The organism is Pseudomonadota bacterium (assembly GCA_039193195.1).
Classification (GTDB): Bacteria; Pseudomonadota; Gammaproteobacteria; order Steroidobacterales; family JBCBZW01; genus JBCBZW01.
Map to the genome: position 1 here is coordinate 32126 of JBCCWS010000009.1, position 15380 is coordinate 47505.

Annotated in this window: 12 protein-coding genes; 11 read left to right on the plus strand and 1 reads right to left on the minus strand. The window is 66.5% G+C overall.

The window, feature by feature from the left end; translation table 11 throughout:
- The first annotated feature begins 11 nt into the window (after positions 1 to 11).
- Genes AAGA68_10260 through AAGA68_10290 form a run of 7 tightly spaced genes read left to right on the plus strand, consistent with a single transcriptional unit; the run spans position 12 to position 7124 of the window.
- On the plus strand, positions 12 to 1475 hold the full coding sequence (locus AAGA68_10260) for a hypothetical protein (protein MEM9385433.1): 1464 nt from the start codon (positions 12 to 14) through the stop codon (positions 1473 to 1475).
- Entirely contained in the window at positions 1459 to 3516 is a 2058-nt protein-coding gene (locus tag AAGA68_10265) for an SUMF1/EgtB/PvdO family nonheme iron enzyme (protein MEM9385434.1), read from the plus strand. The genes AAGA68_10260 and AAGA68_10265 overlap by 17 nt, the downstream gene beginning before the upstream one ends.
- Positions 3517 to 3526: 10 nt before the next feature.
- Positions 3527 to 3667, plus strand: a complete 141-nt coding sequence (locus AAGA68_10270; protein MEM9385435.1) for a hypothetical protein — start codon at positions 3527 to 3529, stop codon at positions 3665 to 3667.
- A 1-nt stretch (position 3668) separates the two neighbouring features.
- Complete coding sequence (locus tag AAGA68_10275) at positions 3669 to 4448, plus strand: MotA/TolQ/ExbB proton channel family protein (GenBank protein MEM9385436.1); 780 nt, start codon at positions 3669 to 3671, stop codon at positions 4446 to 4448.
- Positions 4445 to 5506 carry a VWA domain-containing protein gene (locus tag AAGA68_10280; protein MEM9385437.1) on the plus strand — a complete coding sequence of 354 codons (1062 nt, stop codon included), beginning with the start codon at positions 4445 to 4447 and terminating at the stop codon, positions 5504 to 5506. Before AAGA68_10275 ends, AAGA68_10280 begins: the two co-directional genes overlap by 4 nt.
- Positions 5503 to 6459 carry a hypothetical protein gene (locus AAGA68_10285; GenBank protein MEM9385438.1) on the plus strand — a complete coding sequence of 319 codons (957 nt, stop codon included), beginning with the start codon at positions 5503 to 5505 and terminating at the stop codon, positions 6457 to 6459. Before AAGA68_10280 ends, AAGA68_10285 begins: the two co-directional genes overlap by 4 nt.
- A gap of 29 nt (positions 6460 to 6488) precedes the next feature.
- A complete protein-coding gene (locus tag AAGA68_10290; GenBank protein MEM9385439.1) occupies positions 6489 to 7124 on the plus strand; it encodes a hypothetical protein in 636 nt (211 codons plus the stop codon).
- Positions 7125 to 7130: 6 nt separating this feature from the next.
- On the opposite strand, the gene AAGA68_10295 is transcribed toward AAGA68_10290, so the two are convergent.
- Positions 7131 to 9395, minus strand: a complete 2265-nt coding sequence (locus AAGA68_10295; GenBank protein MEM9385440.1) for a penicillin acylase family protein — start codon at positions 9393 to 9395, stop codon at positions 7131 to 7133.
- 68 nt (positions 9396 to 9463) lie between these two features.
- Here AAGA68_10295 and AAGA68_10300 point away from each other — a divergent pair, with 68 nt between their 5' ends.
- The 4 genes from AAGA68_10300 (at position 9464) to AAGA68_10315 (ending at position 15345) form a co-directional block, all read left to right on the plus strand.
- Positions 9464 to 10987 carry a sodium-dependent transporter gene (locus AAGA68_10300; GenBank protein MEM9385441.1) on the plus strand — a complete coding sequence of 508 codons (1524 nt, stop codon included), beginning with the start codon at positions 9464 to 9466 and terminating at the stop codon, positions 10985 to 10987.
- A 300-nt stretch (positions 10988 to 11287) separates the two neighbouring features.
- Positions 11288 to 11878, plus strand: a complete 591-nt coding sequence (locus AAGA68_10305) for a PEP-CTERM sorting domain-containing protein (GenBank protein ID MEM9385442.1) — start codon at positions 11288 to 11290, stop codon at positions 11876 to 11878.
- 153 nt (positions 11879 to 12031) lie between these two features.
- Positions 12032 to 12619: a hypothetical protein gene (locus AAGA68_10310; protein ID MEM9385443.1), complete on the plus strand. Its 588-nt coding sequence runs from the start codon at positions 12032 to 12034 to the stop codon at positions 12617 to 12619.
- The gene (locus tag AAGA68_10315) at positions 12616 to 15345 is read left to right on the plus strand and encodes a CHAT domain-containing protein (GenBank protein MEM9385444.1); all 2730 of its coding nucleotides are present in this window, start codon (positions 12616 to 12618) and stop codon (positions 15343 to 15345) included. The genes AAGA68_10310 and AAGA68_10315 overlap by 4 nt, the downstream gene beginning before the upstream one ends.
- The last annotated feature ends 35 nt before the right edge of the window (positions 15346 to 15380 follow it).

The window sequence follows — 15380 nt, forward strand, 5'->3', positions numbered from 1 at the left end:
GTTAAAACGCCGTGACCGACGACACCATCCCTGCCAAGGAGAGCCCAGACCTCGAGGCGCTCGCCCAAGCGGCACGCAAGCGGCGACGCCACCTTGGACTGTTGAGCGTGTCCCTACTCATTACCGCGGCCCTGGTGGTCGGCATCTTTCTGTGGGTGGAGGCGACCTTCACGCCCGCGGTGAGGACGCTCCCGCAGGCCGAGCAAGCGCGGGTTGAGATCTCTTGCGGCGAGAGCACCGGTGAGGAGTGCTCGCGCCAGGACTTTCTCGACGCCCTGCGCAAGTTCAACTTCGACTCGCGCCCTGCTCTCGATAAGGTATCGCTGGAGCGATGGGATGCTCCACGGGCAGAAGCGATCGATGCGCTGGAGCGGACCGCGCTCGATGCCTTCGACGCAGGCAAGTACCTCGACGCAACCGTCGCCATCACACGGGCCATCGAGGCCGCGGATGAGGCAGTCAAGCACGCCCTGCAGACCTACCGCATTCTGCTGCGCACGGCCCAACGCGCCTTCGCCGACAACGATGCGCCCCTCGCCCAGCAAGCGATTGAGCGAGCGCGCCTGATCGACCCGAACGCCGCCGATGCGCGAGCCCTGAGTGAGCGCATCGCGGTACTGCCCGCGGTGCTGGACGCCCTCGAGGCCGCGCGCGTCGCCGCCGTTGAGAATCGCCCGGAGGAGGAGCTGCGCCAGCTGCGCGCCGCCCTCGTTCTCGACCCGCAACGAACAGCCCTCGGCGAGCGTATCGCCGCCCTTGAGGGTGACGCCCTCGCCGACCGCTATCGATCCGCCGTGAACACCGCCGAGCGCGCCCTCACCCGCGGTGAGCTCGAGCGGACACAGCGGGCGATCGATCAAGCCCGCGCCATCGATCCCGCGCAAGACCTCAGCCTCCTGCAACACCGCCTCGACGCTGTTCGCACGCAGCGACGCCTGGACGAGGCCTTAGCCAGCGCCCAGCGCGCCCGCGACGCCGAGGACTGGCGCAGCGCGCTCGCTGCCTACGAGCGCGCCCTGACTCTGGATGCCGCCAACGCCCAGGCCGTGCGCGGCGCAGACGATGCTCGCGCTGTGGTAGAGGCCTTCGACGAGCTTGCGATCTACCTAAAGGATCCGTTGCGAATCGGCTCGGCGCGCGCCGGCGAAGCAGCCCGTCGCCTGGCCAGTGACCTCGCGCCACAGCGCGGTGTGAGCGCCATTCTCGACGGCCAACTCGATCAGCTCGATGCCTACTTGGCCCTCGCGACGCAACCGGTGAGGATTACCCTGATCTCCGACGGCATGACCGAGATCAGCGTGCGGCGCGTAGGCCAAGTGGGTAAGCGCAAGCGGGCCACGATCGAGCTCACCCCTGGGCGCTACGAGGTGGAAGGGCACCGCGCCGGCTACCGGTCCAAGCTCGTTGCGCTCGATGTGAACTTCGGCATCGAACAGATGCAGGTGGAGGTGGTGTGCGATGAACCCGCCGCTTGACGGGGACTTAAGCGGCGAGACGCCCCTGGACCTCGCCCTGCGCAACGCCCGACGCCAGCGCACAAGACGCCTATTGCTAGGCCTAGGTGCTATCGTCCTTGCCCTGGCTGCCGTCGCCGTATTCGCCGGGCTGTCCCGCGGCGTACGCCTACTGATCACACCGCCGGACGCTGCAGCTACTCCTGCGGTGACCCTACGTGACGGTCTTGGCCTCGTCGTCGGCGAGCGCGTATACACCTTCTCCTCACGCCTTCACGCGATCGTCGAAGCGCCGGGCTTCTTCGCTGAGGAGGTCGCCCTGACCCCAGCACCGGGCAGCAACTACGTCGAGGTGGCCTTACGCGAACGGCCCGCAGAGCTTGCCCTGTCCACAGCCCCTGCCAGCGTCGAAGCGCGGTGGCGCCTGGACGGCGAGATTCTCGGCGACGGCGAATCGCTGGCGCTCAGCATCGAACCGGGCACGCACACGGTGCAGGTAGACAGTCCCTTCCACGACCTCGCCGAACAGACACTCACCCTAACCCGCGCCGAGGAGCGCGCGCTTGCCATCGCGCTGGTGCCTGTTCAGGGGGGGCTGTCCATCAACTCCGAGCCCGCCGGCGCCGAAGTGCTCGTGGACGGCGAGGTGCGTGGCGTAACGCCCTTCAAGGGCGCAGTTTCCGGGGGTGAGTACGTGATCGCTGTGCGCCAGGCGGGCCATGCGGACGTCGTTGAGCGCGCGCGCGTGACCCGAGACCGACCGACGCTAACCCGCAACTACCGCCTGCTGCCCAACCCCGCCACACTGGCGATCAGCGTGAGCCCTGCCGGCGGCACCCTGCTCATCGATGGCACGCGGCGTACGGTCGCCTCATCGCCCTTCCAGGTGGCCTCCAGCGTGGCGCACACGTTGGTCTACTCCTCACCGGGTTACAGCACGGAGGCGCACACGCTCACGCTTGAGGCCGACGAATCACGCCAGCTAGATCTCCGCCTAAGCGCGCAATTTGGTGAGGTCGAAATCGTCGCAGAGCCGCCCGCGGAGGTGTTCGTCGACGGTCGTGCGGAGGGGGGAACGCCGCTGGTCCTAGACTTGCCCGCCCTAGCCCATCGGATCGAGCTCCGGCGCAGCGGCTACGCGACAGTGACCCGCGTGGTCCACCCAACGCCGACGGCGCCCCAGCGCATCGACGCCACGCTCCTCACGCAGGCACAGGCCCTCTCAGCCGAAGCCGCGCCACGCTATCGCACCGTGGGCGGCTTAGAGATGCGACGCTTCGACCCCAGCGCTACCTTCACCATGGGTGCGCCGGCCAGCGAACGCGGTCAACGCGCCAACGAGTACCTGCGCGAAGTGAGGCTGACCCGCCCCTTTTACGTCTCCCGAACGGAACTCACCAATGCCCAGTTCGCTCAGTTCCGCAGCAGCGGTAAGCGCAACAACCTACCCGTGTCCGAGGTTACCTGGACCGACGCTGCCCGCTTCTGCAACTGGCTGAGCGAGCGCGAAGGCCTGCCTCCCGTGTACCGCTTCGCCGGCACGCGCTACCTTGGCGCCAACCTCGCTGCCGACGGCTACCGCCTGCCCACCGAGGCCGAATGGGAGTGGTTGGCACGAGCAGCAGGCCGACGCCAACCGGCGCGCTTTACCTGGGGCAGCGAGTATGAGGTCCCCGCCCAGGCGGGCAACTTCGCGGACGAGACCGCCGCCGCCGACAGCACGGTGCGCGGCGATCTCAAGTTCTACCTGTCGCAGTACACGGACGGCTTCGCCCGCCTCGCCCCTGTCGGTAGCTTTGCGCCGCACCGTTCGGGGCTACAGGATCTCTCCGGCAACGTGCGCGAGTGGGTCCACGACTTCGACGATCTAAACCCACCGCGCGAGGGCATCGCCCTGGACCCTAGCGGCCCTACGCGCGCCGGCGGTGGCAGCCAGGGGCATGTCATCAAAGGCTCCGGGTGGCGTGACGGACGCGTAGAGACCCTACGCGCCGCCCACCGCAGCGCCGGCGGCGACGCGGCGGACGACCTGGGCTTTCGCATAGCCCGATACATCTACTGAGGAGAGCGCCATGGCGCCAGCGACACGACACCGACTGCTCTGGACCACGATGACCGCCCTCGGCGTGCTGTCCGTACTGATCGTCGGTTACGCCGTGGCCCAAAGCGGCGTCAGCCTCGACGCCCCAGCCACCCTACCGGCGGACATCTGACATGGGCGATGCGAAAGGACGCGGCACAGATTGGCGCCGCCTAGCGATTTACTTCGGCCTCCTAGTGGGTATTGGCTTGCTGGTGCACCTACTTTACATCGGTCATATCCGTCCCACCGCGGATGCGCTCATCGATGCCGCGCGTGCCGCCGGCACCTCCGCACCACGCTCCCCCTACGTAGTGCTGCGCGACGGCGAGCAGGAGCTTTGCATCATCCTGTTCCTGTGGAGCTTCGTGCTCACGATCTGGCGCCTGGTGGAGCTGTCCGCCCAATGGGACTACTTCGATGCGCTTGCCACAACGGCCAGCGAGGCCCTGGCGCAGTCCGCTGCGACGGCCAACCACCCACTGATCAAGGCGGTGACGGACAGCATGGCCTTGGGCCAAGACGGCGACATTCACAAAGCGCGAGAGGCCGCGCACATGCACCTGGAGACCTTCGGTCGCACGCTGGAGGCCAGCAACTCCCTTTTCCGCTACGTGATCTGGGCCGTGCCCTCGATCGGCTTCGTCGGCACCGTGCGCGGCATCGGCTCCGCCCTCGGCGAGGCCGACAAGGCTCTGGCTGGCGATATCGCCTCAATGACGGCCAACTTGGGCGTCGCCTTCAACTCCACCCTCGTCGCCCTGGTGCTGAGCCTCGCTCTGATGCTGTTTATGCACGTGCTCGAGGGCACCCAGGACAAGCTGATCATCGATATCGAAGCGGAGTGTGAGGAGCGCATCCGGGCGGCCGCGCGCAAGGCAAAGCCAGCAGCGAGTGAGGTGGCCGCGGCGTGAACGCCGTCGATCGCATGCGCAACCGACGTCGTGGAGCGGGCTCGTCGCTCTCCTTCCTCGACGTCATGTCCTGTGGGCTTGGTGCGGCGATCCTCATTTTCCTGCTCATCAAGCACAATACAGACGCCGGGTCGGTGGAAACCGACCGCCTGCTCGAGCAGCTCGAAACCATGGAGCGGGAGACGGAGCAGTTCCGCGCCGAGATCGCCGACATCGCGCGCCTCAACGCGCAAGAGGAGAAGCTCGGCAGCGAGCTCCTCACACAACGCGAACGATCGCTGGCGGCCCTGGCGGCCCTGGACGTACGCATGAGCGCCCAGCGCGAGGTGAACCAGCAGCTCCAACGCACGGTGCAAGAACGCGAGGATCAGCTGGCGGAGACGGACGTGATCGAGATCCTCGGCAGCGGCCAGGAAGACTACGTGACAGGCCTGCAGGTGAAGGGCCGACGCATCGCGATCATGCTCGATCACAGCGCCTCGATGACCGACGAGATGCTCACGGATATCTTCCGCTACAAGGTGGCGCCGGCGCAGGAGCGCAAGAGCGCCCCGAAATGGGGGCGCGCCGTCAAAGCCTCCAAATGGCTGCTCGCCCGCACACCGCAGAGCAGCCTGGTCGCGGTGGTGAGCTTCGCCGAGTCGGCTGAGGTGCTCGGCTCGGGCAACTGGTTCACCACCTCCAGCGACGAACAGCTCGCCAGCGTACAGCGCGACCTCGAGGCGCTGACCCCTAACGGTGCCACTAACCTCGAGGAGGGCCTCGCAGCCCTCGCAGAGCTCGACCCGCCGCCGACGGACGTCTACCTCATCACCGACGGCCTGCCGACGCGCGCCACCACGGGCGGTCGCTGCGCCCGCGGACCGCGGGTCACAGCGGACTGCCGCGACACGCTCTTTCGCAACGCCACCCGCAACGCCCGCGACAAGCTCGGGGCATTCACCATGAACGTAGTGTTGCTGCCCCTGGAAGGCGACTGGAATGCGGGCCCCGCCTACATGGCCTGGAGCGTCGGCAACGGCGGCACGCTGATCAGCCCGCCGGCGAGCTGGCCATGAACACCGTACGCCGCGCGCGCAGTCGAGACGTCTTCGGCCTCGCCCTGCTGGACGTGGTGTCCTGCGGCTTCGGCGCCATCGTGCTGCTGATTCTGATCTCACGCACAGGCCTGGTGCCGACACCGTCGCCCGCCGTCGACTCGGGCGCACTCCTCACCCGCACCTTCGCCCTCGAGCAGGAACAGCAGCAGCTGGATGACCTCCTCGAGCGTGAGCGCCTGAAGCTCGCCGAATCCCAGGGCAACAACGCCGATGCCCGCCTCGCCCTGCAGCGCCTCGCCGCCACCGAACAGTCACGTTTGGCCGACGCCGATGCTCTGTCCGCCTCCACGGACGTCCTCAAGCAGCGCGGCGAGGACCTGGAACGCACGATCCAGCTCACCCGCAATGACACGGACGCCCAAGACGAGGAAGTCGGTGGCATCCCGGTGGACGGCGACTACGTGATCTTCGTGATCGACACCTCCGGCAGCATGCGCCAGATCTGGAGCTGGGTGGTGCGCGAGATGGACTCCCTGCTCACGATCCACCCGCAAGTGAAGGGCTTCCAGATCATGAACGACAACGGCATCTATATGTACCCGGGCCAACGCGGCGGCTGGATCAAGGACACGCGCGGCAATCGCTTGCAGGCCTTCGCCAAGCTGAAGGCCTGGGGCGCGAACTCCAATAGCAACCCCATGCAGGGCATCACCGAGGCCCTGCGCACCTATGGCGCGCAGATGAAACGCGGCGACAAGGTATCGATCTACGTGCTAGGCGACGACTACACGGGCCCGTCCTACGAGCGCGACGTGACCATCGCCGGCCAGCTGAACGGCGCGCCCGGCGAACGCCTGGCGCGCATCCACGCCCTCGCCTTCTTCGTCGCCCGCACGGCGCCGAAGTTCGCCACCCTGATGCGCGAGATGGCGTATCGCAACGACGGCACCTTCATGGCGCTCACGCGCTAGGGTCGCTCAAGCACCGAGGAGCTTTAGCCATGCTCACCCACACCCAAGCATCGTTGACCCTCGCCCTTGGCCTTACCTTGGGCGCGTACCTAGCCCAGGCACAGCAAGCGGGCGATGCCTACGAGTGCACAGACATCGAGCTCGAGTACTACGACCCGACCTACCCTTACACCGAGCAAGAGCTCATCGCCCTTCGCAGCCAAGAGCTGGACCGCACGCTCGGCGAGCTCAGCTACTGCCGCGAGCAAGCGGGCGAAGGCGACGGTGGCGATGGGGGGGGCGCAGGCGGGGCGGGAGGCGGTGGCAGCGCGAGCGCAGGGGGCAGCAGCGGCGGGCCAATCCCTAGCAGTATCACGGGGACAGAGCCACGGATCCTACCCGCCCTGAGCGCACGACCGTCACGCCAGGGCCGCGAGACCCGCCGAGCGATCGACCAGGAGCAGATCGAACTCACCAATCCTCCACCGCCCCGCGATCAGCAGCAGGCGCCTTCTTCTGGCGATAGCGGAGCGCCGCCCGAGCGGATCCGGCGCGTCGACAACGACGACGCGGTGGCCGCACAGATTCGTAAGGCCGCGGAGGCGGAGACGGACCCAGCTCGCAAGCAGGCCCTGTGGAATGAGTACTACCGCTACACCGGACGCCAACCACCGCAGTCGCCCTAGGGGCGGCTACTGGCCGGGGCGGTAGCGGCGCTCGATGTGCCCGGCAAGCTCGTCGGGCCAAAAGTACACGGGGCGCAAACGACCCTGCGCATAGCGCCTTGCCTGATCGTTGAAATGGGGCGAGGCTGGGTCGCGCGACAGGCCACCGGCGGTGACCGCCACGGCGCGCACGCGCTCGGCGAACTCCACCACAGCCACGAAGCTGTTGCCGCCCGTACCGTACCATCGCCGCGTGCCCTCCTTCGGCCCCGCACCAAACGAAGCCAAAGACCCCCACCGCCCGGAGACGAACCCAACTGGCGTGCTCGGCGCGTCGTCATCGTAGGGCGGTGCGATATCTCCCGTCAGGCGCTGGAAGCGATTGATCTCACCCCAAGGCGTTTGCCACGCGCCGAAATCTTCGCGCAGCTTGTCCACGGCAGCTTGTAACGCCGCTAGGTAAATATCCGACTCCAGGGATTGCGCCATATAGGCGATCACCTCCTGGCGCGCCGCGCGGGCTGCCGCTCGCGCATCTCTCATAAGCGGGTCCGCCCAGAACATGGCCAGGGAGGTGGCAACGGAGTCCGTGCTCCAGCGCCGATCCCAGGCACGCAGCTCCTCGATCGGCGCGGCCAGGGCGCCGCGCCGCGCGTCCTGCGTGGCGAGCCCGTCGTACGCCTGAAAGAGGCCAGGCAGAAGTTGATCAAAGGCGGGCAGGGCGGGGTCATAGGCCAAAGCGACCAGGTCCTCCAAGGACAGCTCTTCCACTTGCGACAATAGCGCGAGGGCGTGCACGCCGCGCGGGTTCTCCGTGCCGATGTCCATGTAGGATGGGTAGTCGGCGTAGCGTGGGCTCGCACCAGGACCGGCGGCGGAGTAGGGCCAGTTGTTGGTGTTCTGTAGCCAACCCGTGGGCGGATTGATCGTGTTGGGGCTCTCCTCTATCGAGTGCAAGCCCTGCCAATCGCTCGCGGGATCCGCACCATCGACAGGCAGGCGGTAGTCGAGGTCCGGGTTGCGCACGGGCACGAAGTTAGAGTGCAAGTAAGCGATGTTGCCCTCGGCGTCGGCGAACACCGTGTTGTTTGACGAGTTGGTGTGCAGGGACATAATGCCGAGGTAATCGGCTAGGTTCATGGCCTTAGTGCGCAGGTACGACTGCATGAGCGCTCGCATGGGTTGCTCCATCAGTGCCACAGCCACCCAACGACCTTGCTCACTCCGCACAACAGGGCCGTGGTGCGTGCGGTAGGTGGTGAAGGTCCGCTCCGCCATACCCTGCTGCGTGCGGTAAGGCACGCTGATCCGGCGCACCTGTACCGGTAACTCGACGTCACCGTAACGATAGGCAAGCCCCTTCTCACCCGCCAGCACCTCCTCGGCGAACTCGTCGATGTTGTCGACGCTGCTTGAGGTGTGCATCCATCCGGCGGTCGGATTGAAGCCTTGGTAGACGAAGAACTGGCCCCAGGTGAGGGCGCCGTAGGCGTTTAAGCCCTCGGCACTGGTCACGTGGGCCTCGTGGCGGAAGAAGAAAGAAGTGTGGGGGTTGATCAGCAGGAGGGCCGCATCGCTGGCGCTCCTCGCGGGAGCGATCGCGATGCCGTTGGAGCCGACCGGCTCGCCCTCGACGCCCGCGGCTTCGGCAGCGCTGGCCGCGAGGCGGATACCGCTCGCAAGCGGGGCGGAAAGTGGGCTGCGCTCGACGCGATGGCGGGCGATCGACGGCGGCAGGTCGTAGAACTCGCGCAGGGCGTCCAGATCGATGCGTTCTATATCGCCGCCGATGCTGCCTTCGCTGAAGGTGAGCGCCATCCATGGCTCGAAGCGCTCGATCACGCGCGGAGTCACCTGTGGATGGGTGTGCAAGAAGAAGTTCAGGCCGTCGGCCCAGGCGTCCATAAGCGCGCGCAGGAACGGTGGACTCTCGGCGTAGAGCGCGCGCATCTCATCGGGGTCGATGAAGAGCCTCATGCGCAGGTCGCGCCAGATCTCCTGCTCTCCCTCGGCCTCCGCCAAGCGACCCTGGGATAGGAGAAAGTTGTGTTCGATGCGGGGGAAGTCGTCTTCGGCCTGCGCGTACATCAGAGCGAAGACCGCGTCCGCGTCCGTGGGCGCCGAGATATGCGGCACGCCGAAGTCATCGCGGGTGATCGTGGTTCGAGCGGCGCGGGCCCGCCAGCGCTCGATCTGCCCATCCACCACCTCGCCACCTTGCGCCGGCACCAGCCAGGCGATCGTCAAGGCCAGCACAGTGATGGCCCGCCCTCGTGTTTCCCTCAGCAACATCCGCGCGCTCCTCCACTGAAAACCGGGTGTACCTACTATGCCAAGCTACCTCGTGTCGCGCGCCTCGAATGCCCCGCGAAAACGCTTGGATCGACCTCGGGTGGATACGAACGGCGTCGAACGACGCGCGCTACCGGCGTTTCTTTGATACTTTCGCCCAGCAGGTGCCGCTAGGCCCGGCGAGCGTCGACCGCTGGCGCTGGACCCAACCCAAGAGATCGAAGGAACGCGAACGCATGACGATTGGCACCCCAGCGCAAGAACAATGGTCGAACCGAGGCGCCTTCCTGATGGCGTCGATCGGCTTCGCCGTGGGCCTCGGTAACATCTGGCGCTTCCCCTACATCACCGGCGAGAACGGTGGCGCTGCCTTCGTGCTGATCTACCTGGCCTGCGCCTTCGCCATCGGCGTGCCCATCCTGATCGCGGAATTGATGGTGGGCCGGCGAGGCCAATCGAGCCCCCCTGGGTCTATGAAGGCGGTGGCCACGCAAGAGGGGCGCTCTGGAAACTGGCGCCTGGTCGGCGACATGGGGGTACTCGCCGCCTACATGATCGTCATCACCTACGCCGCCGTTGTCGGCTGGGTGCTCTGGTACCTCTACAAGGCCGTCCTTACCGGCTTTGCCGGCTTCGATGCAGCCGCCGCGCAAGCCGAGTTCACCTCGGTCACGGCTGATCCGCTCGGCATGATCGTTTGGACCATCGCGGGATTATTCGTCACGGGCGCGATCGTCTTCGCCGGTGTGAAGAACGGCATCGAGCGAGCCGTCACTATCCTGATGCCCCTCCTGTTCCTCCTATTGCTGGTGCTGGCAGGTTTCAACCTCGCGCTCGGCGGCATGAGCGAGGCGCTCACGTGGTTGTTCACGCCCGACTTCAGCAAGATCGACAGCTCCGTATTCCTCGTCGCCATCGGTCAGGCCTTTTTCTCCATCGGCGTGGCCATGGGTGGCATGATGACCTTCGGCTCCTACCTACCGCGCTCGATCTCGATTCCCGGGTCCACCTTGATCGTGGTGGGAGCGGACACGCTGGTGGCGCTGCTCGCCGGTTTGGTGATCTTCCCCATTGTCTTCAACAACGGCCTGTCACCGGACGCGGGCGCGGGTTTGATCTTCCAGACCCTACCGGTGGCCTTCGCGGAGATGCCCGCAGGCTACGTGTTCTCGATCCTGTTCTTCCTGCTCCTCGCCGTGGCCGGAATCACCTCGATGGTGGGCCTGATCGAAACCAACGTGAGCTGGGTGGAAGATCAATACGGCATGTCGCGGCACAACAGCGTGTTCTTGGTGGTGGGCTCGGTCACCGCCTTCGCAGTGGTCAGTGTGCTCGGCTATAACGTGCTCGCCGACGTGACCCTGCTCGGCAGAGGCCTCAACGGCTTGGCGGACTACATCTCCAACCAGATCCTGCTGCCCCTGGGTGGCCTGCTGATCGCTGTGTTCGTTGCGTGGCGCGTGTCTAGGCGCACCAGCGTGGAGGAGCTCGCCATCGGCGAGGGCGGCGCCTTCGGCGTGTGGAATTTCCTCCTGCGCTTCATCGTGCCGCCAGCGGTCGCCATCATCTTCATTACGGGCATCGGCGGCTGAGGCAGCTCTGCGCGAGGTGCTGACCCAGCCTCGCCCTACGCGAGCCTAAGGATACCGATAACATCGGCGTGTTCGGTCAAGCACTGTTGCGCACAGCCCACTCAGGTAAATGCCTGACCCCGCGGGGCATCGATTCCCCTCACCGCCCGTCGGATTAATTTACAAACGGCGATTTAGCGACACCCCGCTCTCCTCGCTGCGCCCTGCTACAACAGCACTCTCCGGGCCCTGGCGCAGTACTTGCTTACCATAAGCCTGGTTTGCACACCCAAATAACAACGAGCATTGGAAGGATCATCGATGTCCCGCACACCCACTTCAGTTGGCGCAACCATAGTCGCCACCTTTGCCCTGCTACTGGGCGCCCAAGTCACCCACGCCATGCCGGTGACCCTCACCTTTGACGAATTCAGTGTCGGCCAGCTGGACGGCACCACTGTGTACCAGCCGTTCGGTATCGATAACTTCGAGAACGTCTCGCAGACCTTGAGCGGCCTGTTCGACGACGGTGTCGGCATCACCAACTCGCCGGGCACCGTGGGCGCGATCGACTTCATCAGCGTCGTGACCGACCTCAGCTTCACCTGGGTGACCTCCGGACCCGGCGTCAACTTCATGGCCGAAGCCTTCGACACGGCCGGCAACCTGCTCGATACCTTCTTCTTCGATGGTTCGGGTACGCCGGACGCGACCGTGGGGGTTGGTTCACTGGCCGGCTTGGACATCGCGCGCATCGAGTTCCAGGACGGTGCCGCACAGGTGGCGATCGACACCCTGAACTACGTGATCGTCGACAACCTCGCCGTGAGCGAACCCGCCGTCTTGGCGCTGTTCGGCTTTGGACTGGCAGGTGTTGCAACGGCCACCCGCCGGCGCCGCACAGCTCAGTAGGAACCCCGAGCACCCCGCCGGCCCCATTGGCGGACCGGCGGGGTGAGAGAACGCCAGCACCTGCCGTTCTTCATCTCTCCTCCATCGGGAGGCCACGCGCACTACCGGTCGCTGCGCTGGGCAACGGCACGAGCGCTCCCACATAATCCGCCCATGGCAGATACGCTGGGCGATCACATCGCGCGCATCGTTGACGGCGACCGCAAGGCCATCGCCTGGCTCTACGACACCTTTGCCCCGGTGTTGTTTCGACGTCTTCGCGCCCGCTACGGCTTCCCTGGCGGGCTAGACGCGCAGGAACTGCTGCACGACGCCTTTGTGTTCTTCCTTCAGCACGACGCACGGGTCCTGGGCCAATTCCTCGCCCGCACGGACGATGATGAGCGCACGCTCGACGCCCTTGAGCGACACCTGTGGGACCTGGCCTGCGGCGTGGCCAGCAACCGTCGACGCGAGCGGAGCAGGCGCCCGGAAGTCGCTCTAATCGATGCTGACGCGATAGGCGACAACGGCGATCCCGCTGAGTACTCACTCAAGGAAGACGTGCTCCTGCGCCTGGACGACTGCCTGCGCCAGCGCAACCCGCGCGTCTACCTCTACTTCACCCTGCGCTACCTGGACGGCCTGAGCCCCGAGCAGATCGCCCAAAGCACGGGCTGGTCGCGCAAAGCCACCTACAAGCTGCGCCAGGCCTTGAACGACGCGGTTAGCGAGTGCGCCGAGCAGCTGCACCTGTCGTGAGGTGGGCGCTGCTGGCTTTGGTGATCGCCGCCCTGAGCATCTCCTGCACTAAGGGGCCAACTGCACTCGTTGGCGACGACACCTCCATCACTCTGCGCGATCACACCGAGCTCCTCTTGGGCGAGGACGGTGCGGTGCTCCCCCTGCACATAGGCGGTGACAATCCGCCTCCCCTGACCCTATGTCTGGCACCACCGGCGAGCATCGACACCAGCCAGTGGCAGATCCGGCTGCACCTCAAAGGGCAGCTTGCCCCCGGCGAGTTCTCGCCGCCCACCACACGCTTGGGCGCCACCTTGTGCTTCAGCGCCGACCTCCAGCCTTGGGCGCGCGAGCGTAAGGCAGCCCTATGCGGGGAACTAGCCGATCGCTACGACGGCAGACGCCAGCGGCTGCCTTGCCAATCCGTGGTCCTTCGCGGCCATGACGCGCCCCGCCAAGCCGTGCTCGAAGCCTTGGTCGATGTGTTGTCCACCGTCGGCGATCGCGCGGACCCAGCGACGGTGGCACGGCTTCGCGAACTGCAACAGCGCGCCATCACCTATCCCCTGCTGCACACGCGCCTGCGCCTGGTGGCAAGCTTCTTCGCCAGACGAAGCGGCGACCCCATGCTGCTCGACTGCGCTCGCCGCGACCTCGCCGATGCGCCTCCTTGGCTAGATGCCCCTCCCGCGCTGGCATGGAAAGCCCAATGGCGCTACGAGAGCGCAGCCCTAGCGCTGGAGGCACCGGCGGATTTGCAGCAGGCGTGGATCGCCCTGCGCGATTCCGAGCGCGCCTACCGCACCATTGCCCATCCCAAGACGATCGCCGCGGCCATGAAGCGCAGCGAGGTACTCACCCGTCTGGGCAACGCGACTGACGCCACCCACCGCCTCGATGCGGCCCTTAGAGACTGCGCCACCGCACGTTGCGACCCACTCCTGCTGCCCTATGTTCGCAACACGCTCGCCTGGGCCCTGCTGATGCAAGCCGACCCCGACACGCCAACGCTGGCCCACGCGAAGGAGATCCTCGAAGACGCGCTCATCACCCAAGGCGATGATGCCCCGCTGGAAAGAGCTAATATTATCATTAACTTGGCCCTGCATGCGGTACGCGACGGCGCCTCCCCAACGAAATTCTTAGCGAAAGCCGCGGCGCTACTGGACGCAGCCCCCAACGCCAGATCAGGGCGCGCGGGCGCGCTCAGCGAGTGGGCGACGTTAGTCAGCGCCGACTACGCGCTGTTGCGAGGCAATACCGAGCGTGTGCAAGCGCTCGCCCGGCCGCTCGCTGGGACCTCCAGGCAACCGCGGGTGGCCGCCTGGGCCTTCAGCCTGCTCGGTCGCGAGGCCCGCCAGCGCGGGGCACTAGATGAAGCCGCCAGCGCCTTCGAAGCAGCGCTTATCCTCCACGCGCAACGCGATGCGAGTGGCGCCACGGCCAGCGCGAGCGCGCCCGGGCTATGGGCCGACGACGTCTACCGAACGGCCCGCGTGGCCGTGGAGCGCGGACGGGCCGAGGACGCCTGGCAGCTGCTCGCTTCGCTGGATGACGTGCTCATCAGCACGCCTTGCCCAGCTGTAGACAACGGGTCCGATCAGGCCAGGTATACCTACCTGCTGGGGGAACTCGCCGCCTTGCAAGCGCCCGCATCGGGTCCGCGGCGCGCACAGCAACGAAGCGCCCGGCGCATCCTCCTAGACGAACTCCTACAGCTATCGCGCGATCGCTGCCCCTCACCGCCAGCGGCATCCTCCTTAGGCACCGCGGCGCAGCTGCGGGCCTTTGCGCTGCCCGATGAGATCCTGCTCTTGCATCGCCAGGGTGACAGCGACGTGCAGCTCTACCGTCGCACGACCTACGCGCGAAGCACCTTGAGAGCTGACCTAGCGAAACTCGAAAGCGCTATGGCACGCACGGTCGACGACCGCACCTGGCGCGCCTTGGCGAAACCACTGGCCGAGGCCTTAGCGCCCCGCGCCGAGGACTTCCCGGCCGATATCCCTCTGCACGTCGCCCTGCACGGACCCCTTCAGCGCGTACCGCTCGAAGCCCTGCCCACAGGCGACTCGCCGACCTCGGTTTGGGTGGCAGACGCGCTCACGGTGACCTTAGGCACTGGCGGCGTGCGCAGCATGGAGCCACGCCTCGTCGAGACCACGCGCACGCCCCTGTTCGTGGTCAACCCGAGCGCCGATCTTCGCGCTGCGGCCTCCGCCGCCCCACGCTACCGACGTTGGTTCCCCTCGGCCCTCGTGCTAAGTGAACAAGAGGCACGCTACGAGGCGGTCAAGCAGGCTCTGGCCCAGGCCGAGTTCATCCACGTAGATGCCCACGCGATCTACGATCCTGCGTTTCCCGGCCTGTCGCAGATTCGCCTGGCCGGTGAGCGTGGTCTGCTCGCACAAGATCTCGTGCGCGCGGATGCGCCCTACGCCTTCGTCAACCTGAGCGCCTGCGACTCCGGCCGCTGGCCCGAGTCCGCCGGCTCCGGCGTCTACGGCCTAGGCGGTGCCGTAGCTCGCGCCAGCGCGGCGTGGGTGATCGCCGCCCGCGCGCCCCTCGCCGACGAGGTTGCCGCCACCCTGAACAACAGCTTTTACCAGCGCCTACGCGACGGCGCAGACCCCGTGTCGGCCTATCGCTTCGCCCACGCGCAGGTTCGCCAGCAACACCCCGCCTCGCGCTGGGGTCCGCTGATGTTGCTTGGTGGCGTGGGGGGCAAAGCATCGCAGCGCTGACTCCTCGTACTTCTAAAGGGGCGTGCAAACGCCAG